The sequence below is a fragment of the Micromonospora sp. WMMD975 genome, assembly GCF_029581215.1.
Lineage (GTDB): Bacteria > Actinomycetota > Actinomycetes > Mycobacteriales > Micromonosporaceae > Micromonospora.
The window spans coordinates 4,192,299-4,218,352 of sequence record NZ_CP120739.1 but is presented as its reverse complement, the minus strand read 5'-3'; the positions used below and the strand labels follow the sequence as shown (position 1 = coordinate 4,218,352).

Below are 26,054 nucleotides of genomic sequence, written 5' to 3'. Positions count from 1 at the left end.
CCCGGCTGCGTCATCGGCTGGGGACGTCCCTCGTCCGGCGGGCGGAGACAACCCGTTCAGCCACCGACACAAGAAGCATGGCGATCGCACCTACCACGGCGAGCGTCCACCAGGGCCAGTCGCGGAGGAAGAACCCGGATGCTGCCAGGACGGCGATGGTCGACAGATACACGAGGTTCATCGGCCTGCGCATGCCGCTCAGTCTAGATGGGCGGGGCACTCGCGTCGGCTCAGGAAAGTCACCACCGGCCGGTCGGCGTTGCTCACCCTGGCGCACGTCGCGACGAACCGCCACCCAGGATCAAGATGGCTCCGCCGTCGCGCTAGCTGGCATCGATGAACAGGTCGGCGTAACGGTGCAGGTACAGCGGCCAGCCCTGGTCGTCAGCGACGCCGTCACGAACCGACTCCCAACCCGGACCGTGCCGGTCCAGGTTGCGGTGCTCCAACTCGATCCGGGTCCGCTGCGGTGTCTCGGCGACGAACCGGACCTCGACCTCGCTGGCGTTTTCCGGGTCCTGTTCGACCTGCCACGTCGGGCTGATGTCCCAGCTGAACAGGACGCGGTCCGGCGGCTCGAAGGCGAGGATCCGGGCCCAGGCGCACTCGCTGCCGTCCTCGGCGCGGTCGTAGATGTGTCCACCGACTTTCGGCTCGAACACCGTCTCCACGATCGGTGACTCCAGCAGGTTGTGCTCCTTCGGCTTGAAGTCGCCGAACCGGGCCGTGAACACCGCGAACGCCCGTTCGACGGGCGCGTCGACCACGATCTGCCGCCGTACCACCGTGTTCGTGCCACTCATGATTCCTCCTCGTCGGGACGCTCGGTGGCGTCCTTGAAGCCGTCCAGGGCCCGACTCCAGTAGGTGTCGAGTTGATCTCTCAACGCGGCCACGCCGGCGGGATTGAGCCGGTAGACACGCCGCGTACCCGCGGTGCGGTCCGTCACCAGGCCGGCGTCCTTCAGCACGCGCAGATGCTGCGATACGGCCGGCCGGCTGACCGGCAGCATCCCGGCCAACTCGCCGACGGCCCTCGGCCGCTCCGCGAGACACGCGATGATCGCCCGTCGCGTCGGGTCGCCCAGGGCGTCCCACCCATCCTCGATTCGGTAAGTGGCCACGAACGGTAAGCTACGACTTACCACGGGCTTCGTCAAGCTCTGGCATTGTCGTCGGCATGGCCACCGAGAATCGCGACGTGGACCTCGGCCGCCGGCTGTCGCATGTGCGCTGGCTCGCGGGTGGCACCGGAACGGGCAAGAGCACCCTCGCCCGCGCCCTGGCCGAGCGCCACGACGTGCTGATCTACGACGGTGACCACGCGGAGCGCGGCTACGTCAGTCGGTGCACCGCCGCGGAGCAGCCCTACCTATGGGCGTTACTGCACGCCTCGGACGCGCAGCGGTGGAACGGCCGCAGCGCGCAGGAGGTCTTCGCGTCGATGCCGAGCCTGCACGGGGAGACGTTCGGCTTCGTGGTGGACGACCTGCTGGCGCTGCCCGCGGACCGGCCCGTCCTGGTCGACGACTTCCGCACGCTGCCCCGCGACGTCGCTCCGCTGCTGACATGGCCGGAGCAGGCGGCGTTCCTGCTGCCCACGCCGACGTTCCGGCACGGGGCGCTACGCGCGCGGTTCGCCGACCCGGTCCGGGCCCGGGCGAACTGGGGCGAGAGCGACCACGGTGAGGCGCTCGCCCTGCGGCTGGCTCGCGACGAACTGTGGGACGCCGAAGTCCGCCGCCAGGCCGCGCGGTCAGGGCTGCCGGTGGTCACCGTCGACGGCTCGCGGGACGTGCTCGACCTGGCCGACGACCTCGCCGCCCGGTTTCGGCTGGGCCGATGAACCGCCGGGTCCGGCGGTTGCCCGTCATTGCCACAGCCGGTCCGGTCACGTAGCGTCAGCGCTCGTGAACACCGGACCGGCTCGACGCCATGCACGGATTGGCGATCCGGTGGAGGGCTGACCGCACGGCGGGTGCGCGATCAGCACCTTTCCGGCTCGGCACGTGGACCTCCGCGCGGCCTGCGCAGCGAAGGTTTCCATTCGTGTCGAGCACCGCGAGGTCAACCACATGCCAGTCACGTTCAACCACACGATCATCGCCACCCGGGACCGCGACGCCTCGGCCCGGTTCTTCCGGGAACTGCTGGAACTGCCGGCGGCCCCGTCCTGGGGCCCGTTCACAAACGTCCAGCTCACCGACGGCGTGCTGCTCCAGTTCGCCGAGCCGCCGGTGGAGATCCAGATGCAGCACTATGCGTTCCTGGTCGACGACGACCTCTTCGACCGCGCGTATCGGCGGCTGTGCGACCAGGGCGTCGAGCACTGGGCCGACCCGCAGATGCGACGCCCCGGCGAGATCAACAACGAGCACGGCGGCCGGGGTGTCTACTTCAAGGACCCTGCCGGCCATGCCATCGAGCTGATCACCCGCCCGTACCTGTAGTTGTGTCCGCGCTCCGGCGCGACGCCTGAGCCGCAGGCGTGGCAGCCGGAGCGCGGCACCTCCGCTGAGCGGCGCGACCCGGGTCACGCGTGCGCGATGCTGGCGGTGTCGCGACGGTGGCGCGGCGCGTCGATCTCGTCGAGCAACGCGATCGCGAAGTCCGCGTAGCTGATCCTGCTGGCCGGATCGCCGTGCTCGGCCAGCCGGTAACGCCCGGTGCGGGTGCCGTCGCGGTCGAAGTCGCCGGCCGGCGCCACGTACGCCCAGTCGAGGTCGCACGTCCGCAGCTCCGCCAGGCCCGCCGCGTGACCCAGGTAGAAGGGGCGGTATTCCTCCGGGAAGCCGGGTTCGTCCATCAGGGCGCCGCCCGACGCGCCGGGAAGCACCGGTGCGAGGCCGACGACCACCAGACGGCGTACGTCCGCCTTCGCCAGCCCGGCGGCCAGGGCGCGGGAGGACGCGGTGAAGAAGTCGAGCGGCGGCACGGTCAGGTCCACCGCCGCGCTGATCGCCGCGTCGTGTCCGGTGGCCACCCGTGCGACGTCGGCCGCGTCGGTGACGTCGCCTGCCACCACCCGGGCGTCGGCCATGTCGCGGTGGCGCGCCGGGTCGCGTACCACGGCGGTGACCTGGTGGCCACGTCGCCGCGCCTCGGCGACGGCCTGCCGCCCGGCGCGACCGCCGGCCCCGAAGACCACGATGTCCATGTGGATACGCCTCTCGCCATCGCCGGAACCCCTACGCCCGGCCGGTGCCGCCGACGCTATCGAGCGTCGCGGTTACCTCGGGGATACCGGCTATCGTCGGCGCCATGAGGCAACCGCTGCCCGCCGACATGTTCGACGAGCTGTGCCCGTCCTCGCTCAACCCGATCCGGTTCGGCGACAAGTGGGCGGCGCTCATCATCCGGTGCCTGGAGGGTGGGCCGCGCCGGTTCTCCGAGCTTCGCGTGCCGCTGCGCCGGGTCACCCCGAAAGTGCTCACCCGGTCGCTGCGCGCCCTCGAACGCGACGGTCTGGTCACGCGCACGGTCCGCGCCGGGCGTGCTGCGCACGTCGAGTACGAGTTGACGCCGCTCGGTCGCAGCATGCTCGGACCGATCGAGGCGGCGTGCACCTGGACCGCGAGGCACTGGGACGAACTGCTCGACGCCCGGGAGTCGTACGACGCAGCCAACCGGGACCGGTGACGTCCCGAGCCGCCCTACGGCGTTTCGGGAAGGGCCGCGGTCACGTCCAGCTCGACCAGTTGCCCGGGAAAGCCCAACTGGGCGACGCCGAGCAGGGTGCTGGCGGTGGTGAACGCGGGTGCCAACGGCGAGGCCAGGAAACACTGCCACACCTGGGCGAGCACGGCCCGGTCGGCGCTCACCACATAGATCACGGTACGCACGACGTGCTCCGGGCCCGCGCCGACCGACCGGAGCGCGGCGAGCACGTTGGCGGCGATCTGGTCGACCTGGGCGTCGACGTCGTCCGTCCCGACCAGGACGCCGGCCGCGTCCAGCGGGCACTGGCCGGCGAGATGGGCGGTACGCCCGGCGGGAACGACGGTGACGTGGTGGTATCCCGGGGTGGAGTGCACGCCCTCCGGGTTGGCGCGAACGATGGTCATGGTCCGCAGCATCGCTGACCCACCCATCGGTGTCACCACATTTCCCCGGCGTGGTGAAGGATCAGCGGATGAGGTTTCCACTGTCGACACCACCGACGATCACCGCCGGCACCATCGCCGCCGGGCCTCAGCCGACGATCCCCGCCGGGGCCGGCGTCGTCCTGCGGCCCTGGGAGGCCGCCGACGCGCCGACGGTCTTCGCCGCCTACCAGGATCCGGAGATCCAGCGCTGGCACACCCGTCGGCCCGTCTCCGAGGAGCAGGTCCGGGAATGGTTCGCGCACTACCGCCGGGCCTGGGCGCGGGAGACGGGGGCGAGTTGGGCGGTGACCCGGGGCGGCGGCGAGGTGCTGGGACGGATGGCCGTGGGCGGCTGGGACCTCGCCGACGGGGTGGCCGGCTGCGCGTACTGGGTGGTCCCGGCCGCCCGGGGAGCGGGCGTGGCCCCGCGGGCGTTGCGGGCGGTCAGCGCCTGGGCCCTCGCCGAGGGTCGCTTCCACCGTCTGTACCTGGACCACTCGACCCGCAACCACGCCTCCTGCCGGGTCGCGGTAAAGGCCGGGTTCCGCCTGGAGGGCACCAAGCGCAGCGACGCCGTCCACGCCGACGGCCGGCACGACATGCATCTGCACGCCCGCGTCCGAGGCGACGATTGACCGCGGCGAGCTGCGGCGGCGCCCTGTCGGTGCCCTCCCTTGCACTAGCGTGGGAACGGTGGGAAAGCATGCTGCGAGCTACGAGCCGCTGACCGTGGCGCGCCTGGGGCTCTGCTCACCGGGCGGACGACAGCCGGCGGTGGCGGTTGGTGGCGGAGTTCCTGGAGGAATACCGCTGGGAACCCCGTGAAGACCGCGGGACGCTGTTGGAAGGGGAACCCGCATACACGGGAGACGAGCACTGGGACGTGTTCCTCGCTGCCCTGGCCGAGCATCTGAGCGCGAAGGATGGGCGCGGTGCGCCGCCGTGGGTCGAGACGCGGTCGTTGCGCAGGTTCTGGTTCCCGTTCAACACGAGCGCCGCCCGGGTGGATGCGGTCGTCCACGCGCCGGCCGCCTTCCGCCGCCGTGGTGTCTACGTGTCGGCGCACGAGTTGGATGTGGCATGAACTCTGATGATCCGCTCCTGGACCGTGCCGCGATCGAGGATGCCTTCCGCCGGCTCGGTGACCGTCTGGCGAAGCGCGGCGTGGTCGCGGACCTCTACGTTTTCGGCGGGGCGGCGATGGCCTTGGCCTACGACGCACGACGAGCGACACGAGACATCGACGCCGTGTTCCAGCGCCCGCGTCCACGGGGACGAGTGACCGCCTACGCCCACGGCGGCGGGTAGCGGCGGACGTAGTCGCGCGCCCGGGGGAGGGGGTCCTGCCAGTATTGGTGCGGCATGCGTGAGAGGTGCGCCCGGCAGAACGCAGCCAGGTCGTCACCGATCGCCACCCGGTCCAATGGGCGGCGTTCGAAGTCCTGGTTGGACGCGAGCAAATCCGGCTCAGGGTTCCAACCGGAGTGGTCGAACGCCCACCCCGCCCAGAACGCGTACACGTGGAAGACCTGCGGATCGTCGGAGTAACGTACCCCGGCCATCTCGATCGCCCGGTCCGGGTAGGTGTCCCGGCACACCCAGGCCAGGATGTGGCACGCCCCGGCGGCGAAGAACGCCTGGTCCGTCCGTCGCCAGGAGACGCGCTGGTCCGACCGTTCGAGCGGCGTCCGGCGAAAGCGTCCCGCCGCCACCGCTGCCATGCCCGTACGCTAGCGGTTCCTGGCCCTCCGCTCGACCGCCCGACGCCGATCACAGATGCTGACCGTGTCCACCTGTGGCACCCTCGCGTCATGGGCGGGCAGCGTGCGGCGTGGTATCGCCTCACCAGGAAGTGGTTTCGCCTCACCAGGAAGCAGCGCGGCGTGGTGGTCGCGGCCATGGGGCTGGCCCTCGTCGGGCTGGTGCTGGCGCTGACGGTCAACCCGGCCCTCGGAGCCATGGTCATCGCGGTGGCCGCGCTGGTCATCATCTTCACGCAGATCTTCGCCCCACCGGACTGAACCCCAATTCCACCGCCGGCCCGCATGGGCGGCGACAACCGCCCCCACCCACCCACAACGGTCCAGCCGGGTGGAAGTCGGCGGCTGATCAAGGGGTTCGCGTCGCCGCGGAGATCGACTCTGACGCAACCCCTTGATCATGCCCCCGAAGGGCCCAGCTGAGCGGACAAGGAGAGGGTGATCATGAGGTTGGCGGCATCAACGGAGATCAACACCGCCGTCAACCTCATGATCGCGGCGTCGGAGGCGAGGGGTTGCGGACCCTTCCCGTCGTGGAGGGGGGTGTGGCGAGGTGCGGTCAGGTGGCGGGGGAGGACCGGACGGGCGGATGTGAAGGCGAGCTGTGGTCGCCTCGGGTGGCCGGGGGCGCCGCTGATGTCAGAGGCGCTCACCCGTGTGGATGTGGAACGAAGTCCGCGGCGATTCCGGCGGCGTCCCCGTCACCGGACAGATCGGCCTGCCCGGAGAGGGAACCGATCCCGGTGCGGTTGGTCCCGACCGCGCGGGCTGCCTCGTCGCCTTCGACCTGGCCCGTCATGCCCGACGGCTGGAGAAAGCACGCGGGTGAGAGAGTGACAGCGTGCGGGTGGGGATACTCGGGCCGTTGGAGGTCCGCGACGGCGGGCAGGCGGTCGACGTCGCCGGGGCGCGGCTGCGGGCGCTGCTGATCCGTCTCGCCCTGGACCCGGGCCGCCCGGTGAGCGTGCCGGCGCTGGCCGAGGCGCTCTGGGCGGACGCGCCGCCCGCCGACACCGCGAACGCGGTGCAGACGCTCGTGTCCCGGTTGCGTCGGGCCGTGCCCGGCCTGGGGGTACGCAGCGGTCCGGCCGGCTACCGGCTCGACCTGGACCCCGACGACGTGGACGCCGAGCGGTTCGCGCGGCTGGCCCGCGCGGGCCGGGAGGCGTTGCGCGCCGGCGACGCGGACACCGCCCTCGCCATGTTGCGGGACGCGCTGGCGCTGTGGCGGGGTCCGGCGCTGGCCGAGGTGGCCGACGCGCCCTACGCGACCGCCGCCGGGGCGCGGCTGGCCGAGGTGCGGCTCACCGCGCAGGAGGACCGGATCGAGGCGGAGCTGGCCACCGGCCGACCGGAGCTGCTCGTCGCCGAGCTGGACGAGCTGACCGCCGCGCATCCACTGCGGGAGCGGCTGGCCGCGCTGCACCTGCGGACGCTCGCCGCCGCCGGGCGACCCGCCGAGGCGCTCGGCGCGTACGAGCGGATCCGCGAGCGGCTCGCCGACGAGCTGGGGGTGGACCCCTCGCCGGAGTTGCGGGCCGCGCACCTGGCGGTGCTGCGGGGCGAGGCGGGCCCGTCGCCGGCGCCCGTCGCGCCGCGGGGGAACCTGCGCACCGCGCTCACCACGTTCGTCGGGCGGGACGAGGACCTGCGCCGGCTCACCGGGCTGCTCGCCGGCAACCGGCTGGTCACGCTGATCGGGCCGGGCGGGGCCGGCAAGACCCGGCTGGCCGGGGTCGCGGCGGCCCGGCTGGCCGGTGGTGTGCCGGGTGGCGCCTGGCTGGTCGAGCTGGCCCCGATCACCGACCCGGCCGACGTGCCGCGGGCGGTGCTCGACACGCTCGGCCGGCGCGACCTGCCGCGGGAACCCGCCCGACCCACGTTCCGCGACACGCTCGGGCGGCTTGTCGACGCCATCGCCGGCGCGGAGACGCTGATCGTGTTGGACAACTGCGAGCATGTCGTCGAGGCCGCCGCCCGGCTCGCCGAGGAGCTGCTCGGCCGCTGCCCGGGGCTGCGGATACTGGCCACGTCCCGAGAGCCGCTGGGCATCGTCGGTGAGGCGCTGGAGCCCGTACCGCCGTTGCGCCTGCCGCCGGCCGACGTCACCGCGGCCGACGCGGTCGCGTACCCCTCGGTGCAGTTGCTGCGCGACCGGGCCGTGGCCGTGCGCGCCGGCTTCGCGGTGACCGGCGACAACGTCGCGGACGTGGTGGAGATCTGCCGCCGCCTGGACGGCCTGCCGCTCGCCATCGAGCTGGCCGCGGCGCGGCTGCGGACGCTCTCGCCGCGGCAGGTCGCGGCCGGTCTGGACGACCGGTTCCGGCTGCTGACCGGCGGCAGCCGGACCGCGCTGCCCCGGCACCGGACGCTGCGGGCGGTGGTGGACTGGAGTTGGGGGCTGCTCACCGACGACGAGCGCCGGCTGGCCGAGCGGCTCGCCGTGTTTCCCGCCTCGGTCACCGCCGACTCGGCGGCCGGCGTCGCCGGCCCGGCCGCCGCCGCGCTGCTGGACGCGCTCGTCGACAAGTCGCTGCTCCAGGTGGTCGGCGACGGGCGGTTCCGGATGCTGGAGACCATCCGGGAGTACGGGCTGGAGCGGCTCGCCGCCGCCGGGGCGGCCGTCGAGGCGCGCGCCGCGCACGCGGCGTACTTCCGGGACCTGGTCCGGACCGCCGAGCCGCACCTGCGTACCGCCGGGCAGTTGCCCTGGCTGCGGCTGCTGACGGTGGAGCGGGAGAACATCGTCGGCGCGCTGCACTTCGCCTGCGACGCCGGTGACGCCGACACCGCGCTGCGGATCGGCGCGGCGCTGGCGCTGCCGCTGATCATCTGGGGCGACGACGGCGGCATCGGCGGTGACGTGCTGGCCCGGGCGCTCGCGCTGTCCGGGCCGGCGCCGGCGGCGGAGCGGGCCGTGGTGCTCGCCATCCGGGTGATCACGGAGATGTTCCACAACGCCGCCGAGCCGACCGACGAGCAGGTCGCGGAACTGACCGCAGCCGTGCGGGCGGCGGAGGGCACGGACCATCCGATCGTGGCGCTGCTCGAACCGGCGCTGTCGATCTTCACGGATGACACGGCCGCCGGGATCGCCGCGGTGGACCGGGCGCGCGGGCACCCCGACCCGTGGACCGACGGGACGCTGCTGGCGATGCGCAGCCAGATCCGGGAGAACGACGGCGACGGCGAGGGCATGCTGCGCGACTCGATCCGCGCCGTCGACGAACTGCGCGCGGTCGGCGAGCGGTGGAGCCTGTCGATGGTGCTGAGCAACTACGCCGACGCGCTGACCAAGCGCGGAGACTTCGCGGCGGCCACCGCCGCGCTGGAGGAGTCGGCCCGGCTGGTCCGCGAACTCACCCCGGGCGCCGAGCCGGGCTTCCAGTTGATCTGGCTGGCGGCCATCCGCGCCCGCTCCGGAGACATGGCCGGGGCCAAGGCCGAGCTGCGCCGGTTCGTCGCCGACCGGGTGGCCGACCGGGACGGCCGGGACGCCGCGTTCGGGCTGATGACGCTCGGCGACATCGCCCGGCTGGAGGGCTCGCTCGACGAGGCGCAGGAGTGCTTCGCCGACGCGATGCGCCGCCAGGAGGCCGCGCCGTTGGTCGCGCCGCAGTTCCGCGGGCTGCTGCTGGCCGCGATGAGTCACCTCGCGCTCGCCCGCGGCGACGTGCCGGGCGCACGCCGGTGCCTGGCCGAGGCCACCGTCCGTGGCCTCGCCGCCCGGGACATGCCGGTGATCGCGGTCATGGCGGTCGGCTGGGTGGCGATCGCCGAGGCGGAGGGCCGGTACGAGCGGGCCGCCGAGATGCTCGGCACGTCCGACTCGCTGCGCGGCTGGCCGGACCGGTCCAACCCGGACGCGCAGCGGCTCGCCGAGCGGCTGCGGGCCGAGCTGGGCGACGACCGCTACGCCGCCGCGTACGCCCGGGGGCACGGCCTGAGCCGGGCCGACGCCCTCGCGTTCGTGGGCGGCGACCCGGCTCGGTGAGACAGGTCAGGCGCGGCGCCGGTACGCGCGGACGGCGAGCGGCGCGCAGACCGCGATGATCGCCACGGTCCAGAGCAGCGACCGGGTCACCGGCCCGGCGACCGGACCGCCGATCATCAGGCCCCGGGCCGCCTCCATCACGTCGGCCACCGGGTTCACCCCGACCCACCACTGCAACCAGCCGGGCAGCGTGTCGGTCGGCACCATCATGTTGGTGCCGAAGGTCAGCGGGAACAACACCAGGAACGCGGTGCCCTGCACGGCGCCGGGGCTGCGCATCACCATGCCGAGCAGCACGCCGATCCAGGTGACCGCGAACGCGAACGCGATGGTCAGCAGGCAGGCCGCAAGCGTGGACAGCGGATCGGTGCCGATCCGGAAGCCGATCGCGTAGCCGAACGCGAGCAGCACGGAGATCGAGACCACGAACCGGACCAGGTCGCCGACCACGGAGCCGACGAGCGGCGCGGACCTGGCGATCGGCAGGCTGCGGAACCTGTCGAAGACGCCCTTCTCGATGTCGGTGTTGAGGCTGACGCCTGTCGCGATGGACGCGAACAGCACGGTCTGCACCATGATCGCCGGCAGGAGGAACTGGAGGTAGGCGTGCTGCGAGCCGGAGATCGCGCCGCCCAGCAGGTAGACGAAGATCAGCACGAAGACGATCGGCTGGAGCGTCACGTCGAGCAGTTGCTCGGGCGTGCGCAGCGTCTTGATCAGACTGCGTCTGGCGAGCGCGAGGCTGTGCCGGGCCAGCCCGAACGGGCGGGAGCCGGCCCGGGGCGCGCTGGTGCGGGGCGGCGTGGCCGCCGTGCGGGTGATCGTGGTCATGCGGCCACCTCCATGGGTTCCCCGGCGCCGTGGCCGGTCAACGTGAAGAACACCTCGTCGAGACTGGGGAGGCGCAACGCCAGCTCCACCACGCCGATGCCGGCGTCGTCGAGCCGGCGGACCACCGCGGTGAACGTGGCGTCGTCGTCCACCGGCACGGTGAGCAGGCCGGGCCGCGGCAGCTCCGGATCGGTCCCGGTGCTGGCCCGCAGGATGTCGGCGACGTCGCCGATCCGGTCCGGCTCGGTCGGCCGGACCACGATGGTCTGGGTGCCGGCGATCCGCTTCAACTCGCCCGGGGTGCCGTGCGCGATCACCCGGCCGTGGTCGATCACCGAGATCTCGTCGGCGAGCGCGTCGGCCTCGTCCAGGTACTGCGTGGTCAGCAGCACCGTGGAGCCGTCGTCGACGAGCGAGCGGACCACGCCCCACATCTCCTCGCGCTTGGCCGGGTCCAGGCCGGTCGTCGGCTCGTCCAGATAGATCACGTCCGGTCGGCCGACCAGGCTCGCGGCCAGGTCCAGCCGGCGGCGCATGCCACCGGAGTACGTCTTGGCCGGGCGTCCGGCCGCCTCGGTCAGGTCGAACCAGGCGAGCAACTCGGCCGCCCGGGCCCGGGCGTCGCGTCCGCTCAGGTCGAGCAGCCGGCCGATCAGCACCAGGTTCTGGGTGCCGGTCAGATCCTCGTCGACCGAGGCGTACTGCCCGGTCAGCCCGATCATCCGGCGTACCTTCCCGGCGTCGGCGACCACGTCGTGGCCACCGACCGTGGCCCGGCCCCCGTCCGGGCGCAGCAGGGTGGCGAGGATCCGCACCGCAGTGGTCTTGCCGGCGCCGTTCGGCCCCAGCACCCCCAGCACGGTCCCCCGTCGTGCGGCGAGGTCGATCCCGGCCAGCGCGGTCGTCGTACCGAACCGCTTGACCAGGCCCTCCGCCTCGAATGCGTATGTCATGGCACCGACCATGGCCGGCGCCGCTGGCAGCGCACGCACACGCCGCTGGCAGCGGCGCTGTTCCTATTCGCCGACGAGCAGGGGGCGGTGCGCGGTCCAGAGCCAGCGCAGGTGGTCGCGCAGCCGCTGCGGGCTCGCGACCCAGCCCTCGTCGGCGTAGCGCAGCAGCCGCCCGACCTCGCCGGCCACCAGGTCGTAGCCGGCCGCGCCGGTCTCCGGGACCGGCTCGTGCGGAGCGACCGCGACCGGCAGTGGGACCATCGGAAGCCGCAGCCCGGCGGCGTCCGCGGCCCGCAGCACCGTCAGATAGACCCGGACCAGGTGGTACGGGGAGACGACGAGCGCCACGCTGCCGATGCCCAGGGCCCGGACCCGGTCGACGATCCAGGCGGCCTGCCGGCCGGTGTCGGTGGCCGGCTCGGCCTGGAGCACGACGCCGTCGACCCGGCGCAGGCCGAGATCGCGCAGGCGGTCGAGTGTCAGCGGCCGGTGGGTCCGCTCGGCCGGGTTGGTGCCGGCCACCAGCAGGTGACGCAGCGCCGGGCCGGCCTCCCAGGCGCGGATCGCGTCGGTGAGCCGCCAGTCCTCGCCCTGCCCGGTGGGCACGACAAGCGCGTCGACCCGCTCGGCGGCCCGACCGGGGATGGTGAGGATCATGGTGACCGCCTCCAGCAGCGCCAGGAGCCGGTCCGGCGGGACGTCCGCGAACGCCTCCGGCCGCACGATCCGGGGCAGCGCGCCGTACCTGGGGGACACACTCGTCACGCACGCGATCTTGCCACCTCCGCAGCGCCGGTGGGCGTGTCCGAGCCGGTCTCTCACCTAGGATGGCGGCATGAGCGCTGAGGCCGTCGGCATGCACATGCCCGCCGTCGTGACGCTCGACGACGTGGCGACGATGAACGCCGCCGACCCGAACGGTCACCGCTACGAGACCAGCCCCGACGGGGTCCTGTCGGTCATGCCGCCGCCCGACTCCGAGCACGCGATCATCGCGAGTCGCCCGGGCGCGGAGTCTGGTCCACCGTGACCGATCTGGTGCTGGCTGTCGAGATCGTCTCATCCGGTTTCGGAGGCGATGGACTCGGTGACCAAGGTCCGGGAGTACGCCTCGGCCGGCATTCCGCGTTACTGGGTGGTGGATCGCGACGGTCCGCAGACCGTGACGCTGCACGAGCTCACCGGCGACGGCCGGTACGCCGAACACGCTCGGATGCCGCTGGCCTGGCTCTTGCAGACCGCGCCGGCCGACCACCTCGACGGGTGAACGCCGAGGGGCCCCGCCGAAATCGGCGGGGCCCCGGTCGTGCGCGGGATCGCTCAGGCGAGCGTCTTCAGGTAGTCGGGGTTGGCCTTCAGCCACTCCTCGACCGCCTTCTCCTCGTCGCCCTTGTGCACGTTGAACATCAGGTCCTCCAGCGAGGCGAGCTGGTCACCGTCCATCTTGAACTTCTTCAGCATGTCGGTGACCTCGGGGAAGTCCTCGCCGAAGCCCAGCCGGGCGAACGTGTTGATCTGCTCGGCCTGGCCGAGGGTGCCCTTCGGGTCGGCCAGGTCCTTCAGCTCGTACTTGGCGTAGGCCCAGTGCGGGTGCCAGAGCGTGACCACGATCGGCTTCTTGTCCTTGATGGCGCCGTCGAGCGCGGCCAGCATGGCCGGGGTGGACGACGTCTTCAGCTTCATCGCGCCGTCCAGGCCGTACTGCGGGATCGCCTGCTCCTGGGTGGCCTTGGTGAGGCCGGCGCCCGGCTCGATACCGATCATCTCGCCGCCGAACGTGCCGGCCTTGCCGGCCAGGTCCGCAAGCGAGTCGACGCCCTCGACGTACGTGGGCACCGCGATGCTGAGGCTGGCGTCGTCGTGCCAGACGCCCAGCTTCTCCAGCTTGTCGCCGTACTTCTCCATGTAGGAGGCGTGGGTCAGCGGGAGCCAGCCGTCCAGGAACAGGTCGATGTCGCCGTTGGCGAGACCGCCGTAGACCAGACCGGCCTCCAGGTTCTTGAGCTGGACCTCGTAGCCCTTCTCCTTGAGGATGTTCTCCCACAGGTGGGAGGCGGCGATCGCCTCGTCCCAGGCCATGTAACCGATGGTGATCTTCTTGTCGCCGCCGGACCCGGACGCGCCGTCGGACTCGTCGCCGCAGGCGGTCGCGCCACCGAGGGCCAGGGCGGCGGTCACCGCCAGCGCGAGAACGCGCTTCATCGTCGTAAACACAGAACTTCCTTTCCTTGCGGGGTTGCCGGTGGTTCCGCGTGGGCGGAACCGGGGGTGCCGGCGGGGAGGGCTACCGGTCAGGCCGCCTCGCGCGCCAGGCGCTGGGCCCGGGCGGAGGGGAACCGGTCGCCCGCGGAGTCGGTGAGCCGGTCGAGCACGACGGCGAGGACCACGACGGCGATTCCGCCTTCGAACCCGGCACCCACCTCGACCTGGGACAACGCGAAAATGATCACGTCGCCGAGGCCGCCGGCGCCGACCATGCCGGCGATGACCACCATGGACAGGGACAGCATGATCACCTGGTTGACGCCGGTCATAATGGTCGGCAGCGCCAGCGGCACCTTCGTGCGCAGCAGCACCATCCACGGCGGGGCGCCGAAGGACTCGGCGGCCTGCACGATCTCCTTGTCGACCTGGCGCAGGCCCAGCTCGGTCAGGCGGACGCCGGGCGGCATGCTGAACACCACCGTGGCCAGCACGCCCGGCACGGTGCCGATGCCGAAGAAGAACAGCGCCGGGAGCAGGTAGACGAACGCGGGCATGGTCTGCATGAAGTCCAGCACCGGCCGGGCCACCGCGGACGCCCGCTTGTTCTCGGCCACGAAGATGCCCAACGGGATCGCCAGCAGCAGGGCGAGCAGGCTGGCCACGAGCACCTGCGCGAGCGTGCTCATGGTCTCCTCCCAGTACGGCATGCCGGCCACCAACAGGAGGCCGACGGCCGCGCCGAGGGCGAACTTCCAACCGCGCAGCCACCAGCCGAGCCCGGCCAGCACCGCCACGACCGCCACCGCGGGCACGCCGTTGAGCAGCTGTTCGAGCGGGCCCACAAGTCCCTCGACCACGGCCGTGACGGCGTCGAAGAGCGGGCCCAGGGTACGGGTGGCCCAGTCCACGCCCGCCTCGATCCACTCGCCGAGCGGCACCCGGGGCAGCGCGGCGTCGAGCGGGAATTCGCGCAGGCTCATGCCGGGATCTCCTCTTCGACCGTCGGCTCGTCCGGTGTCGTGCTGGCCAGGGCGCTGAGCAGCGTGATCCGGGGGATCACCCCGGCCAGCCGGCCCCGTTCGTCGAGGACGGCCACCGGGTGCTGGCTCTCCGCGCAGTCGGCGAAGAGGTCGGCGACCGAGGTGTCCTCGGCGACGGTGCGGACCCGCTCGGTCGAGACGTACCCGTCGAGGGTGGTCCGGTTCTCGCGCAGCGCGCGCAGCACCTCGTCCTCGGTCACCGTGCCGAGGAACCGCTTGCCCGGGCCGGTCACGTAGACCACCGAGGTCTGGGTCTCCCGCAGCGCCTTGGCGGCGACTCGCGGGCCGGCGCTGACGTCGAGAACGTGGTGCGGCTTCTCCATCACCGAGGCGGCGGTGAGGATGCGGGTGCGGTCCACGTCGGCCACGAACTGCGCCACGTACCCGTTGGCCGGGTCGGTGAGGATCTCCTCCGCCGTGCCGATCTGGACGATCCGGCCGTCCCGCATGACCGCGATCCGGTCGCCGAGGCGCATCGCCTCGTTCAGGTCGTGGGTGATGAAGATGATCGTCTTGCCCAGCTCGGCCTGCAGCTCCAGGAGCTGGTCCTGGATCTCCCGCCGGATGAGCGGGTCGAGCGCCGAGAACGCCTCGTCCATGAGCAGGATGTCGGTGCCGGCCGCGAGCGCGCGGGCCAGGCCGACCCGCTGCCGCATGCCGCCGGAGAGGTCGTGCGGGAGGTGGTCCGCCCACTCGGTCAGGCCCACCATGCGCAGCGCGTCCATCGCGCGCTCGCGCCGTTCGGCCTTGGGTCGGCCGGCGACCTCGAGCGCGTACCCGGCGTTCTCCGCCACCGTGCGGTGCGGCATGAGCGCGAAGTGCTGGAAGACCATGCTGATCTTGTCTCGGCGCAGCTTGCGCAGGGCGGCGGGCTTGAGCGAGGTCAGGTCGACGTCGTCCACCCGCACGGTGCCCGCGGTGGGCCGGAGGAGGCCGTTCAGCATCCGGATGAGGGTCGACTTCCCGGAGCCGGACAGGCCCATCACGACGAAGATCTCGCCGGGGCGTACGTCGAAGGTCGCGTCGATGACGGCGGCCGTGGCCGACAGGCCGGCCAGGGCCTCGGCGCGTGGCGCGCCGTCCGCCAGGCGTCTTACCGCTTCGTCAGCTCGGTTCCCGAATATTTTGTAGAGCGACTGCACTGCGAGCGCGGACACGATCCCCTCTCCGACGCCGGCCGCCGGCGGGGCGGTCTTCGGTCTCGTCCGTGATATCAACTTCGGTCACGTGCGGGCCATGAGGGCCGGCAAGGAAACCTACCGACGTCATCGCGATTAATCCAACCGGCACTGCGGGGAATGTGGACCACCACACAAAAACCGGCGGTCGAATTCGGTCGTCGAGGGCATCCGGTATGCGCGCGCCACGCTTCTCCGGACGACGTTTCCGCTGGTAGGAGCGTTGTTTCCGGTTATCCACGCAGACTGTTGCATATGAAGAAACTGATAACCAATCGTCACGCGATTGTCATATCCGACCGACCGTGTCGCGGATTACGGTCGGCTCCGCCGTTCCATTCCGTAATGGGGTGGCGACGATTCCCGTCGAGTGCGGCCCCCGCCGGCCGGCGGGTCAGCCGGTGCGGCCGGGTGCCTCGTCGGGGCCCAGTTGCCGGGCGACGATCCGCAGCGCACGGGTCAGCTCCTGCGCCGAGGGCGCGGCGTCCGGGTCCACCAGGCACTGGGCGGCCACGCCGCCGAGCAGCGCCTGGTGGAACGCGCCGAGGGTGAGCGCGGTGCCCTCGTCCGTGCCCGGGCCGAACCGGTGGAACACCTCGGCCAGGCCGAGGCGGGCCCGGCGGTTGGCGGCGGCGAACGCCTCGCGTAGCTCGGGGGCGCGGTCCATCCGGGCGATCAGCTCGAACTGGACCGCCCAGAGCGGGCGCAGCCGGACGATCGACTCGATGATGCGCTCCCAGGCCAGCTCGAACCGCTGCTCCGGGTCGGCGTCCGGGTCGGCGTCGTGGGCCAGTGCGCGGTCCAGCTCCTCGCCCCACTCCGCCATCGCCTCGAACAGCGCCTCGTCGAGCAGCGCCCGGGTGGTGCGGAAGTGGTAGCCGATGGCGGCGAGGCTGGTGCCGGCCGCGGCGGCGACGTCGCGGGCGGTGGTGGCGGCGTAGCCCTTCGCCATCAGGCAGCGCTTCGCGCCGGCGAGGAGATCTTCCCGATTTCCCATGGAGAGCAGCGTACCGAGAATCTTGAACATCTGTCTTGCACAAACGTCTGACACACCCGTACCGTCGCTGTCATGACCGATGTCCTGATTTCCGGCGGCGGTGTCGCCGGCTCCGCGCTCGCCTGGTGGCTGCGGCGCCACGGCCTCCGGCCGACAGTCGTGGAACGGGCCCCCGCGCCCCGCGACGGCGGCTACAAGGTCGACGTCCGGGGCGCGGCCCTGACCGTGCTGGACCGGATGGGCCTGACCGGGCAGGTGCGCGCCCACGACACCGGGATGCGGCTGGCCCGCTTCCTCGACGGGCGCGGCCGGCAGCTCGCCACCATGGACGCCGCCCTGTTCGGCGGCCGATCGGACGACGACGTCGAGATCATGCGCGGCGACCTGACCCGGATCCTGCGGGCCGCCGCCGGCGACGTGGAACACCGCTTCGACGACTCGGTCACCGCGCTGCGCGCCGACGCCGACGGGGTCGACGTGACCTTCGCGCGGGGCCCGCGCCGTCGCTTCGACCTGGTCATCGGCGCCGACGGGCTGCACTCGACGGTACGGCGGCTCGCGTTCGGCCCGGCGTCGCGCCACCTGCGCCCGCTCGGGCACCACATCGCCATCTGCACCGTGCCGGCCGGATTCGGCGAGGAGCGGGTCGAGCTGCTGCACCCGGCACCCGGGCGGAGCGTGGGCGTCTACCGGACCGCGGGCGCGCCCGACGCCCGGGCGCTGTTCCTCTTCCACTCGCCCGGCGACGCGGGAGACCACGGCGACCCCGGGGACCGCGGTGACGTGGCCGCCCAGCGGGCGCTGCTGGGCCGGGCCTTCGCCGGGGCCGGCTGGCGGGTGCCCGAGCTGCTCGCCGCGCTGCCGGACGCGCCCGACCTCTACCTCGACGAGATGAGCCAGGTGCGGATGGCGAGCTGGTCGGCCGGCCGGGTCGGGCTGGTCGGCGACGCCGCCTACGCCGCCTCACCGGCGTCCGGCCAGGGCACCAGCCTCGGGCTGGTCGGGGCGTACGTGCTGGCCGCCGCGCTGGCCGAGGCGGGCGGGAACCCGGCGGCCGGATTCGCCGCGTACGAGCGTCGGATGCGGCCGTTCGTCGCGGCGAACCAGGCGCTTGCCGAGCGCAACTTGAAGGGCATGGTGCTCGGCTCGGCCGGGCAGATCCGGTTCCAGACGCTGATGCTGCGCCTCCTGCCGCGCCTGCCCGGCCGGGAGCGGATGATCAGCCGGGTGGCCGAGCCGATCCGCCGGGCGGCCACCGCGATCACGCTGCCGGACCTGCCGACCCGCGCGACCTGAGATCAGGGACCAGGCGGCCCTATGCTCGGGGGATGGAACTTCGGATCTTCACCGAGCCTCAGCAGGGGGCCAGCTACGACGAGCTGCTCGCCGTGGCGCGCCGGGCGGAGGAGACGGGCTTCGCCGCGTTCTTCCGCTCCGACCACTACCTGAAGATGGGCTCGGTGAGCGGTGACCCCGGCCCCACCGACGCCTGGACCACGCTCGCCGGCCTGGCCCGCGACACCACCCGGATCCGGCTCGGCACGCTGATGAGCGCCGCCACGTTCCGGCTGCCCGGCCCGCTGGCCATCACCGTGGCGCAGGTCGACCAGATGAGCGGCGGCCGGGTCGAGCTGGGCATCGGCGCCGGCTGGTACGCCGAGGAGCACACCGCGTACGGCATCCCGTTCCCGTCCGTGGGCGAGCGGTTCGACCGGCTGGAGGAGCAGCTCGCGGTCATCACCGGGCTCTGGTCCACGCCAGCCGGATCCACGTTCGACTTCCCCGGCAAGCACTACCCGGTCAGCGACTCACCGGCGCTGCCCAAGCCGGTGCAGCGGCCCCGCCCGCCGATCCTGCTCGGCGGCATGGGTCCGAAGCGCACCCCCCGCCTGGCCGCCCGCTACGCCGACGAGTTCAACCTGCCGTTCGTCTCCGTCGAGGACACCACGGCGCAGTTCCAGCGGGTGCGGGACGCCTGTGCCGAGATCGACCGGGACCCGTCCACGATGGTCTGGTCCAACGCGCTGGTGCTCTGCTGCGGCCGGAACGACGCCGAGGTGGCCCGCCGCGCCGAGGCCATCGGCCGGGACGCCGCCGAGCTGCGCGCCCACGGCGCCGCCGGCACGCCCGCCGAAGTGGTGGACACGCTCGGCCGGTACGCCGAGGCGGGCAGCGCCCGGGCCTACCTCCAGGTGCTCGACCTGGCCGACCTGGACCACCTGGAGCTGGTCGCCGCTGAGGTGATGCCGCAGCTCTGAGCGGGCCTACGCCCGCCGGACGGTGTCGAGCCGGCCGTCCCGGTCGCTGTCCAGGTACATCACGTCCGGGACGCCGTCGCCGTCGATGTCGACCTGCACCACGTCGGCCACCCCGTCGCCGTCCAGGTCGGTCACCACCTCGACGGAGCCGTCCAGGTGCCGGGTCACGATCGACCGGCTCCGCCCGTCGCGCGGCGGCGGCCCCGGGTGCGGCGTCGGGGCCGGCTCGGGCTCCGGCGTCGGCACCGGCGCGGTCCGCTCCGGTCCGGCCTCGGCGCTGGTCCTGGTCCCGGCACTGTTCCCGGTCCTGGCCCCGGGCCGGTCCGGTCCGGCCTCCGTCTCGTCCGGGTCGACGCCGGTCGGGTCGATCTCCTCCTCCGACGGGTACACGTCACCGTGGAGGCTCGGGTCGCGGTAGCTGCTCATCCGCCCAGGATTCCCGCTTCGACCCCGGAGCAACCCTGCCCGCCCGCGATGGCGGATGATGCAGCGCATGACCGACACCAACTGGGCCGGCAACGTCCGCTGGTCGGCCCGGACCCGGCACCGGCCCACCACCCTGGACGAGCTGCGCCGGCTGGTCGCCGACGCGGACCGGGTCCGGGCCGTCGGCACCGGCCACTCGTTCAACCGGCTCGGCGACACCACGGGCGCGCAGATCGCGCTCGACGGGCTGCCGCCCACCGTCGCGCTCGACCCGGACCGCGGCACCGTCACCGTCGCCGCCGGACTCCGCTACGGCGACCTGGCCACCGCGCTCCAGGCAAAGGGGTACGCGCTGGCGAACCTCGCCTCGCTGCCGCACATCTCGGTGGCCGGCTCGGTCGCCACCGCCACCCACGGCTCCGGCGTCGCCAACCGCAACCTGGCCGCCGCCGTGGCCGCCCTGGAACTGGTCACCGCCGACGGTGACCTGCGCACCGTCGACCGGACCGACCCGACCTTCGCCGGGCTGGTGGTCAACCTCGGCGCGCTCGGCGTGGTCACCCGGGTCACGCTCGACGTGGTCCCCACCTACGCGGTGCGCCAGTACGTCCGGCTCGGCCTGCCCCGGGCGGCGCTGGACGAGGCGCTCGGCGCCGCGTACAGCGTCAGCGTCTTCACCGACTGGCGGTCCGAGCGCTTCGACCAGGTGTGGATCAAGCAGTACGCCGACCAGGCGCCGCCCCCCGCCGACTGGCTGGACACCGTCGCCGCCGAGACGCCGCAGCACCCGGTGCCCGGCATGTCGCCGGAGCACTGCACCGCCCAGTTCGGCGAGCCCGGTCCCTGGCACGAGCGGCTGCCGCACTTCCGGCTCGGCTTCACCCCGAGCAGCGGCGACGAGTTGCAGTCCGAGTGGCACGTGGCCCGCGCCGACGCGGCGGCGGCGCTCGCCGCGCTCGACCCGGTCGCCGAACGGATCGCCGCCGTGCTCCAGATCTGCGAGCTGCGGACGGTGGCCGCCGACGAGCTGTGGCTGAGCCCGAACTTCCGCCGAGACACGCTGGCGCTGCACTTCACCTGGGTCGGCGACCCGGTGGCGGTGGCCCCGGTGCTGGCCGAGGTGGAGCAGCGGCTCGCCCCGTTCGCGCCGCGCCCGCACTGGGGCAAGCTGTTCGACCGCGACCCGGCCGCCGCGTACCCCCGGCACGCCGACTTCGCCGCGCTGCTGCTCTCCTACGATCCGACCGGGAAGTTCCGTACCGACGAGATGGACCGCTACTTCCCCCGAGACTGACGTCCGGCCCGTCGCGGTGCGGCGCGGCCGGGGTCAGCGGCCGGCGGGCGTCGGCGCGCGCATGCTGCCGCGCTGCACCGCGCGGCTGATGTCGCTCGGTGAGACGATCCCGACCAGCCGGTCATCCACCACCACGAGCGCCCGGCCGTCGGTGCACTCGTTGAGCCGGGGGAGCAGGTCGGTGAGCTGCTCGTCCGGCCGGGCCAGCACCAGCTCGTCGGCCCGGCAGGACACCTCGGCCAGCGTGGTAGACGCTCGGCGGTCCGCCGCGACGCCGCGTACCCGGTCCAGCGTAACCAGGCCGACCGGCCGGTCGTTCTCGGTCAGCGGCAACGCCGAGTGCCGGTACGCGAAGAGGTAGTGGTCGACGAAGTCGGCCACGGTCAGGTCGCCGGACGCGGTCTGCGGCTGCGGCGTCATCACGTCCCCGACGCGGATGCCGCGCAGCGCGTCACCCATCCGCGCCTGCCGCTCCTCCATGCCGGCCGCGCCGATCAGGAACCAGCCGATCAGCGCCAGCCAGAGTCCGCCGAAGCCGGCGCCGGACAGGAACCGCCACAACCCGAGGCCGATCAGCACGATGCCCAGCACCCGACCGGCGCCGGCGGCCACCACCGACGCCCGGGTCCGGTCGCCGGTGGCCTTCCACACCGCCGCGCGCAACAGCCGCCCGCCGTCGAGCGGCGCGGCCGGCAGCACGTTGAAGAGCGCCAGCAGCACGTTGATGCCGGCCAGCCAGGACAGCGCGCCGAGCAGCAGCCCGTGCCCGCCGGCCACCGCGACCGCCACCGCGATCGCGCCGAACACCACGCCGATGACCAGGCTGACGAGCGGCCCGACGCCGGCGATCCGCAGCTCCGCACCCGGGTCCTTCGCCTCACCCTTCAACTCGGCGACGCCGCCGAAGAGCCAGAGCGTGATCCCCTCGACCTCGATGCCGTTGCGCTTGGCCACCACCGCGTGCGACACCTCGTGGGCGAGCAGGCCGAGGAAGAAGACCACCGCGGCGGCCAGGCCGGCGGCGACGTAGGCGACCGCGGAGTGGCCGGGGTACGAGCGCGGGAACAGGCTTGCCGACAGCGTCCAGGCGATCAGCACGAAGATGACCAGGACACTCCAGTTGACGCCGACGGGTACGCCCGCGACCTTCCCGAGCCGGAAACTCGCCCTCATCGCTCCGTGATACCCGCCCCACCCACCAACACACCAGCCCCGGCAGCCGTGTGAATGGCGTGAGATCTGCGTGCACTCGTACGTTTCGTACGGCCTGTACAATCAGAGCATGAGTGAGCCCGCTGCCGAACTTCCGATCTCCGATGCCCGCGACAGCCTCGCGGATGTGGTGTCCCGTGCTCACTACGCCGGCCGGATCACCTACGTCACCCGCCGTGGGCAGCGCTTGGCCGCCATCGTCCCCGCCGATTTGGCCGAAGCGATCGAACGAGCAGAGGACGCTGCCGACGTCTCGGCGGCCCGCGACGCCCTCGCTCGGATCGATGCCGGCGATACCCCTGTCCCACTCAGTGAATTGCGTGACGAGCTGGGCCTGTGAGCGTGCCGTCCGAGCAGGTCTTTACCGTGCAGATCGATCGAGCCGCGGCCAAGCTGCTGCGCAAGCTCGACAAGCCCGTACAGGCCCGCCTCGTCGCCGCTCTCGCCGGGCTGGCTACCGAGCCTCGCCCGGCTGGTGTCAAGGCGCTCACCGGTCACCCCGGCCTGCTACGGATCCGGGTCGGTGAATACCGCATCATCTACACCGTTCGCGACGGTGAGCTGGTTGTCCTCGTGATCCACTTGGGCCACCGTGGCGACGTCTACGACACGCTCTGATCGTGATATCGGCCAGATGTTGGGTCGGGGCGGCGACGTTGTTCATCCGGCGGCAGGCCGGGGCGATTCGCTGACCACCGTGGGGGAGAACTCGTTGGCGGCCTCGACCGCCCACTCCAGCGCGAAGTCGGCTTCCTCCTCCCAGCCCGGCTCGCCGCCGACGAAGTGCGACCGGCCGGGGAACTCCCGGTAGCTGGTGATCGCGGTCGAGCCGTGGTAGAGGTTGGCCAGGCTGGTGGCGAGCGACGGCGGGATCACGTGGTCCTCGCCGCCGGCGGTGATCAGCAGCGGGGCGCGGTCGTCGCGCCTGCGGTCGATCTCGGTGGCCGAGTCCGGGTCCAGGTTGGCGAACGAGCCCTCGAAGAGCACGTGGCCGGCGCCGGGGACGGCGTACCGCTCCCAGGCGGCGTCCGACTCCGCCTGGGTGAGCGTGTTGCCGAAGGCGTACCGGAAGTCCTCGGCGGTGAACGGCACCGCGCGGTGGCGGTTGGCCGGGTTGTGCAGGATGGAGAACCCGGAGCGCAGCGTGCTGAGCGGCAGCTTGCGCACGCCCTTGACCGGCGCGGGGTGCACGCCGACGACTGCCGCGCCGAGCCTGCGGTCGAGCAGCAACTGGGCGATCAGGCCGCCGAACGAGTGGCCCATGACGATCGGCGGGCGGGGCAGCTCCCGGATGATCGCCGCATAGTGGTCGACGATCGTGGGGATCCGCTGGCCGGCGATCGGCGTCGGGTCGGCCCGCAGCTCCGCCGGCTCGCGGTCCATGCCCGGCCAGGCCGGGGTGAGCACCCGGAAGCCCCGGGCCGCGTAGCGGTCGGCCCAGTGCTCCCAGCTCCGCGAGGTCATCCAGAGACCGTGGATGAGCACGATCGTGTCGACACGTCCGGTCGGTACGCCCATGGCGCGGGTTACCCGGCCCGGCGGCCCTCACTCCCGACCGGCGCGTTCGCGGCCAGCCCGTCGATCAGCAGGTCCAGGCCGAAGCCGAAGCGCTCGTCGCCAGCGCCGGCCATCAGCTCGTCCAGGTGGCCCAGGACCTGCGGGTAGGTCGACGCCGGTAGGCCCTCGTAGTAGGCCCGGAGCTGTCGGTGCAGGTTGGCCCACCAGGTCGCCGGTTCCTGCCCGGCGGCGCGGGCCTTCTCCGCGTACAGCGCGCCCTCGTAGGCGTCGCCGGCGATGTAGAGGAAGAGCCGGTCGAGGAACCAGGCCGCCCGCTGGGGCGGCACGCCGCCGGCGAGCAGGATCTCCAGCATTCCCTCGGTGACGCGCAGCGCGTTCGGGCCGGTGGGGATGGTGGCGAGCGAGGCGAGCGCCAGGTTGGTGTGGGTGGCGTAGACGCGGTATGCCGCCCAGGCCACCTCGCGGATCTGCGCGGCCCACCGGGTCGGGTCCGGCGCCGGGACCACGATGTCGGCGCTGGCCCGGTCGACGAGCAGTTCGAGCAACTCCTCCTTGCCGGAGACGTGTGCGTAGAGCGACGCCGGCCCGGTGCCCAGCTCCTGGGCCACCCGCCGCATGCTCAGCGCCCCCAGACCCTCCCGGCTGATCAGGGCGAGCGCGGCGTCCACCACGGCCTGCTGGCTGAGCGGCTGGCGGGGGGCCGGCCGGCTGCGGGCGCGGGTGCGCCAGGGCGGGGCGGGTTGGTCGCTCACGGACACCTCCGGTGGTCGGGACTCGAACATCGTACTTGCCGCGAACGCTGTTCGTTGCTAGAACAGTGTTCGACAACGAACGCCGTTCGACCGATCGGGGGAGCCCATGACCATCGAAACCGTGACGCCGGAGCGGGCGGGAACACCTGGCACCGGTCACCGCTGGCGCTGGATCGCGCTCGCGGTGATCCTCAGCGCCGAGGTGATGGACCTGCTGGACGTGCTCGTCACCAACCTCGCCGGCCCGGCCATCCGGGCCGACCTCGGCGGGTCGCCCGCCCTCATCCAGTGGCTCGGCGCCGGCTACACGCTGGCCATGGCCGTCGGCCTGGTCACCGGCGGCCGACTCGGCGACCTGTACGGCCGCCGCCGCATGTTCCTGGTGGGGGTGATCGGCTTCACCGCCGCCTCGGCCCTGTGCGCGCTCGCCGCCGGCCCGGGCACGCTGATCACCGCCCGCGTCGTGCAGGGCCTCTTCGGCGCCCTGCTCCTCCCGCAGGGGCTCGGCCTGATCAAGGAAATGTTCTCGGGCGACGAACTGGCCGCCGCGTTCGGCGCGTTCGGCCCGGTGATGGGCCTCTCCGCCGTCGGTGGCCCGATCCTCGCCGGCTGGCTCGTCGACGCCGACCTGGCCGGCACCGGCTGGCGGGCCATCTTCCTGATCAACGTGCCGCTCGGCCTGCTCGCCGCGCTCGGCGCGCTCTGCCTCCTGCCCGAGTCCCGGGCGTCCCGGGCCACCCGGCTCGACCTGCCCGGCGTCCTGCTCGTCTCGCTCGGCGCGGTGCTGCTTCTCTACCCGCTGGTCCAGGGCCGCGAACTGGGCTGGCCCGGCTGGACGCTCGCCATGCCGGTCGGCGCGGCGCTGGTCTTCGCGGTCTTCGTCCGCTACGAGAGGGCCTGGCAGCGCGCGGGCCGGGACCCGTTGGTCGTGCCGACGCTGTTCCGCCGTCGTGCCTTCACCGGCGGCCTGGTCGCCGGCCTGGCGTTCTTCACCGCGCTCACCGGCTTCTCGCTTGTCTTCAGCCTCTATCTCCAGCTCGGCCTGGGCTGGTCACCGCTGCGCACCGGCCTGGCCTCGGTGCCGCAGGCGCTCGGCATGGTGCTCGCGTTCGCGCTGGCCGGCATGGGCCTCGCCCGGCGTCTCGGCCGGCGACTGATCCACCTCGGCCTCGTGGTGGTGCTGGCCGGCGTCGCCGGGATGCTGCTCACCCTGCGCCTGATCGGCGACGACGTCACCCCGTGGCGGCTGGTGCCCGCGCTGCTGGCGGTCGGCCTCGGGATGGGACTGGTGATGGCGCCCTTCTTCGACATCGTGCTCTCCGGCGTGGACGAGGAGGAGACCGGCTCGGCCTCCGGCACGCTCACCGCCGTCCAGCAGCTCGGCGGCGCGCTCGGGGTGGCGCTGCTGGGCACCGTCTTCTTCGACGCCGCGTCGGGCGGTGTCGGCCACGCGGTGCGGGTCACCCTCGTCGCGGAGCTGGGCCTGGTGCTGATCACCGTCGCCGGCGCGTTCCTCCTGCCCCGCAACGCCCGCGAGGACGTGTAAGGAAGG

At 72.8% G+C, this 26,054-nt stretch carries 33 protein-coding genes; 16 read left to right on the top strand and 17 right to left on the bottom strand.

The window, feature by feature from the left end:
- Positions 1 to 10: 10 nt before the first annotated feature.
- The 3 genes from O7613_RS18320 to O7613_RS18310 form a co-directional block, all read right to left on the bottom strand.
- Positions 11 to 193 carry a hypothetical protein gene (locus tag O7613_RS18320; protein ID WP_282289416.1) on the bottom strand — a complete coding sequence of 61 codons (183 nt, stop codon included), beginning with the start codon at positions 191 to 193 and terminating at the stop codon, positions 11 to 13.
- Positions 194 to 323: 130 nt separating this feature from the next.
- Positions 324 to 803 (bottom strand): SRPBCC family protein, encoded by a 480-nt coding sequence (locus O7613_RS18315; RefSeq protein ID WP_282289415.1) that lies wholly within the window; start codon positions 801 to 803, stop codon positions 324 to 326.
- Positions 800 to 1,147 (bottom strand): metalloregulator ArsR/SmtB family transcription factor, encoded by a 348-nt coding sequence (locus O7613_RS18310; protein WP_348651326.1) that lies wholly within the window; start codon positions 1,145 to 1,147, stop codon positions 800 to 802. Before O7613_RS18310 ends, O7613_RS18315 begins: the two co-directional genes overlap by 4 nt.
- A gap of 32 nt (positions 1,148 to 1,179) precedes the next feature.
- Here O7613_RS18310 and O7613_RS18305 point away from each other — a divergent pair, with 32 nt between their 5' ends.
- Both O7613_RS18305 and O7613_RS18300 read left to right on the top strand, forming a co-directional pair.
- Positions 1,180 to 1,845, top strand: coding sequence for a hypothetical protein (locus O7613_RS18305; protein ID WP_282289414.1), 666 nt, complete (start codon positions 1,180 to 1,182; stop codon positions 1,843 to 1,845).
- A gap of 229 nt (positions 1,846 to 2,074) precedes the next feature.
- Positions 2,075 to 2,449 carry a VOC family protein gene (locus O7613_RS18300; RefSeq protein WP_281587199.1) on the top strand — a complete coding sequence of 125 codons (375 nt, stop codon included), beginning with the start codon at positions 2,075 to 2,077 and terminating at the stop codon, positions 2,447 to 2,449.
- Positions 2,450 to 2,532: 83 nt separating this feature from the next.
- Here the strand turns inward: O7613_RS18300 and O7613_RS18295 are convergent, their stop codons facing one another.
- Entirely contained in the window at positions 2,533 to 3,156 is a 624-nt protein-coding gene (locus tag O7613_RS18295) for an NAD(P)H-binding protein (protein ID WP_282289413.1), read from the bottom strand.
- 104 nt (positions 3,157 to 3,260) lie between these two features.
- Here O7613_RS18295 and O7613_RS18290 point away from each other — a divergent pair, with 104 nt between their 5' ends.
- Positions 3,261 to 3,638 (top strand): helix-turn-helix domain-containing protein, encoded by a 378-nt coding sequence (locus O7613_RS18290; RefSeq protein WP_282289412.1) that lies wholly within the window; start codon positions 3,261 to 3,263, stop codon positions 3,636 to 3,638.
- A 14-nt stretch (positions 3,639 to 3,652) separates the two neighbouring features.
- Here the strand turns inward: O7613_RS18290 and O7613_RS18285 are convergent, their stop codons facing one another.
- The gene (locus O7613_RS18285) at positions 3,653 to 4,063 is read right to left on the bottom strand and encodes a RidA family protein (RefSeq protein ID WP_282289411.1); all 411 of its coding nucleotides are present in this window, start codon (positions 4,061 to 4,063) and stop codon (positions 3,653 to 3,655) included.
- 68 nt (positions 4,064 to 4,131) lie between these two features.
- Here O7613_RS18285 and O7613_RS18280 point away from each other — a divergent pair, with 68 nt between their 5' ends.
- The 3 genes from O7613_RS18280 (at position 4,132) to O7613_RS18270 (ending at position 5,392) form a co-directional block, all read left to right on the top strand.
- Entirely contained in the window at positions 4,132 to 4,719 is a 588-nt protein-coding gene (locus tag O7613_RS18280) for a GNAT family N-acetyltransferase (protein WP_282289410.1), read from the top strand.
- A 149-nt stretch (positions 4,720 to 4,868) separates the two neighbouring features.
- Positions 4,869 to 5,168 (top strand): hypothetical protein, encoded by a 300-nt coding sequence (locus tag O7613_RS18275; protein ID WP_282289409.1) that lies wholly within the window; start codon positions 4,869 to 4,871, stop codon positions 5,166 to 5,168.
- Positions 5,165 to 5,392, top strand: a complete 228-nt coding sequence (locus tag O7613_RS18270) for a DUF6036 family nucleotidyltransferase (protein ID WP_282289408.1) — start codon at positions 5,165 to 5,167, stop codon at positions 5,390 to 5,392. Before O7613_RS18275 ends, O7613_RS18270 begins: the two co-directional genes overlap by 4 nt.
- Here O7613_RS18270 and O7613_RS18265 read toward each other — a convergent pair.
- Positions 5,371 to 5,805, bottom strand: coding sequence for a hypothetical protein (locus O7613_RS18265; protein ID WP_281587205.1), 435 nt, complete (start codon positions 5,803 to 5,805; stop codon positions 5,371 to 5,373). The two genes, O7613_RS18270 and O7613_RS18265, sit on opposite strands and share 22 nt — an antisense overlap.
- Before the next feature lie 90 nt (positions 5,806 to 5,895).
- Between O7613_RS18265 and O7613_RS18260 the strand changes: the two genes are divergently transcribed.
- A complete protein-coding gene (locus O7613_RS18260) occupies positions 5,896 to 6,105 on the top strand; it encodes a hypothetical protein (RefSeq protein WP_282289407.1) in 210 nt (69 codons plus the stop codon).
- 580 nt (positions 6,106 to 6,685) lie between these two features.
- On the top strand, positions 6,686 to 9,838 hold the full coding sequence (locus tag O7613_RS18255; RefSeq protein WP_282289406.1) for a BTAD domain-containing putative transcriptional regulator: 3,153 nt from the start codon (positions 6,686 to 6,688) through the stop codon (positions 9,836 to 9,838).
- Between the two features lie 6 nt (positions 9,839 to 9,844).
- Here O7613_RS18255 and O7613_RS18250 read toward each other — a convergent pair whose 3' ends face one another.
- From O7613_RS18250 to O7613_RS18240, 3 genes are all read right to left on the bottom strand, one after another.
- Entirely contained in the window at positions 9,845 to 10,669 is an 825-nt protein-coding gene (locus tag O7613_RS18250; protein ID WP_281587208.1) for an ABC transporter permease, read from the bottom strand.
- Positions 10,666 to 11,622, bottom strand: coding sequence for an ATP-binding cassette domain-containing protein (locus O7613_RS18245; RefSeq protein WP_281587209.1), 957 nt, complete (start codon positions 11,620 to 11,622; stop codon positions 10,666 to 10,668). The genes O7613_RS18250 and O7613_RS18245 overlap by 4 nt, the downstream gene beginning before the upstream one ends.
- A 63-nt stretch (positions 11,623 to 11,685) precedes the next feature.
- On the bottom strand, positions 11,686 to 12,387 hold the full coding sequence (locus O7613_RS18240) for an ElyC/SanA/YdcF family protein (RefSeq protein WP_282289405.1): 702 nt from the start codon (positions 12,385 to 12,387) through the stop codon (positions 11,686 to 11,688).
- A 70-nt stretch (positions 12,388 to 12,457) separates the two neighbouring features.
- Here O7613_RS18240 and O7613_RS18235 point away from each other — a divergent pair, with 70 nt between their 5' ends.
- On the top strand, positions 12,458 to 12,652 hold the full coding sequence (locus O7613_RS18235; protein WP_282289404.1) for a hypothetical protein: 195 nt from the start codon (positions 12,458 to 12,460) through the stop codon (positions 12,650 to 12,652).
- Between the two features lie 48 nt (positions 12,653 to 12,700).
- Positions 12,701 to 12,889 carry a Uma2 family endonuclease gene (locus O7613_RS18230; RefSeq protein WP_282289403.1) on the top strand — a complete coding sequence of 63 codons (189 nt, stop codon included), beginning with the start codon at positions 12,701 to 12,703 and terminating at the stop codon, positions 12,887 to 12,889.
- Between the two features lie 53 nt (positions 12,890 to 12,942).
- On the opposite strand, the gene O7613_RS18225 is transcribed toward O7613_RS18230, so the two are convergent.
- The 4 genes from O7613_RS18225 to O7613_RS18210 form a co-directional block, all read right to left on the bottom strand.
- Positions 12,943 to 13,824, bottom strand: coding sequence for a glycine betaine ABC transporter substrate-binding protein (locus tag O7613_RS18225; protein ID WP_282289402.1), 882 nt, complete (start codon positions 13,822 to 13,824; stop codon positions 12,943 to 12,945).
- A gap of 89 nt (positions 13,825 to 13,913) precedes the next feature.
- A complete protein-coding gene (locus O7613_RS18220) occupies positions 13,914 to 14,807 on the bottom strand; it encodes an ABC transporter permease subunit (protein ID WP_282289401.1) in 894 nt (297 codons plus the stop codon).
- Positions 14,804 to 16,024 (bottom strand): glycine betaine/L-proline ABC transporter ATP-binding protein, encoded by a 1,221-nt coding sequence (locus tag O7613_RS18215; protein ID WP_282289400.1) that lies wholly within the window; start codon positions 16,022 to 16,024, stop codon positions 14,804 to 14,806. The genes O7613_RS18220 and O7613_RS18215 overlap by 4 nt, the downstream gene beginning before the upstream one ends.
- A gap of 415 nt (positions 16,025 to 16,439) precedes the next feature.
- Entirely contained in the window at positions 16,440 to 17,042 is a 603-nt protein-coding gene (locus tag O7613_RS18210; RefSeq protein WP_281587215.1) for a TetR family transcriptional regulator, read from the bottom strand.
- Positions 17,043 to 17,114: 72 nt separating this feature from the next.
- Between O7613_RS18210 and O7613_RS18205 the strand changes: the two genes are divergently transcribed.
- Positions 17,115 to 18,338, top strand: coding sequence for an FAD-dependent monooxygenase (locus tag O7613_RS18205; protein WP_282289399.1), 1,224 nt, complete (start codon positions 17,115 to 17,117; stop codon positions 18,336 to 18,338).
- A gap of 32 nt (positions 18,339 to 18,370) precedes the next feature.
- A complete protein-coding gene (locus O7613_RS18200) occupies positions 18,371 to 19,300 on the top strand; it encodes an LLM class F420-dependent oxidoreductase (protein ID WP_282289398.1) in 930 nt (309 codons plus the stop codon).
- A 6-nt stretch (positions 19,301 to 19,306) separates the two neighbouring features.
- Here O7613_RS18200 and O7613_RS18195 read toward each other — a convergent pair whose 3' ends face one another.
- Entirely contained in the window at positions 19,307 to 19,726 is a 420-nt protein-coding gene (locus O7613_RS18195) for a hypothetical protein (protein ID WP_281587218.1), read from the bottom strand.
- Positions 19,727 to 19,793: 67 nt separating this feature from the next.
- Here O7613_RS18195 and O7613_RS18190 point away from each other — a divergent pair, with 67 nt between their 5' ends.
- Positions 19,794 to 21,020, top strand: a complete 1,227-nt coding sequence (locus tag O7613_RS18190) for an FAD-binding protein (protein ID WP_282289397.1) — start codon at positions 19,794 to 19,796, stop codon at positions 21,018 to 21,020.
- A gap of 33 nt (positions 21,021 to 21,053) precedes the next feature.
- On the opposite strand, the gene O7613_RS18185 is transcribed toward O7613_RS18190, so the two are convergent.
- Complete coding sequence (locus O7613_RS18185; RefSeq protein ID WP_282289396.1) at positions 21,054 to 22,193, bottom strand: site-2 protease family protein; 1,140 nt, start codon at positions 22,191 to 22,193, stop codon at positions 21,054 to 21,056.
- Positions 22,194 to 22,302: 109 nt separating this feature from the next.
- On the opposite strand from O7613_RS18185, the gene O7613_RS18180 reads away from it, so the two are divergent.
- Both O7613_RS18180 and O7613_RS18175 read left to right on the top strand, forming a co-directional pair.
- The gene (locus O7613_RS18180) at positions 22,303 to 22,572 is read left to right on the top strand and encodes a type II toxin-antitoxin system prevent-host-death family antitoxin (protein WP_281587221.1); all 270 of its coding nucleotides are present in this window, start codon (positions 22,303 to 22,305) and stop codon (positions 22,570 to 22,572) included.
- Positions 22,569 to 22,850, top strand: coding sequence for a type II toxin-antitoxin system RelE/ParE family toxin (locus O7613_RS18175; RefSeq protein ID WP_282289395.1), 282 nt, complete (start codon positions 22,569 to 22,571; stop codon positions 22,848 to 22,850). Before O7613_RS18180 ends, O7613_RS18175 begins: the two co-directional genes overlap by 4 nt.
- Before the next feature lie 42 nt (positions 22,851 to 22,892).
- Here O7613_RS18175 and O7613_RS18170 read toward each other — a convergent pair whose 3' ends face one another.
- Together O7613_RS18170 and O7613_RS18165 are read right to left on the bottom strand one after the other, a co-directional pair.
- A complete protein-coding gene (locus tag O7613_RS18170) occupies positions 22,893 to 23,750 on the bottom strand; it encodes an alpha/beta fold hydrolase (RefSeq protein ID WP_282289394.1) in 858 nt (285 codons plus the stop codon).
- An 8-nt stretch (positions 23,751 to 23,758) separates the two neighbouring features.
- Positions 23,759 to 24,502: a TetR/AcrR family transcriptional regulator C-terminal domain-containing protein gene (locus O7613_RS18165; protein ID WP_282289393.1), complete on the bottom strand. Its 744-nt coding sequence runs from the start codon at positions 24,500 to 24,502 to the stop codon at positions 23,759 to 23,761.
- Between the two features lie 106 nt (positions 24,503 to 24,608).
- Here O7613_RS18165 and O7613_RS18160 point away from each other — a divergent pair, with 106 nt between their 5' ends.
- Positions 24,609 to 26,048 carry an MFS transporter gene (locus O7613_RS18160; protein ID WP_282289392.1) on the top strand — a complete coding sequence of 480 codons (1,440 nt, stop codon included), beginning with the start codon at positions 24,609 to 24,611 and terminating at the stop codon, positions 26,046 to 26,048.
- The last annotated feature ends 6 nt before the right edge of the window (positions 26,049 to 26,054 follow it).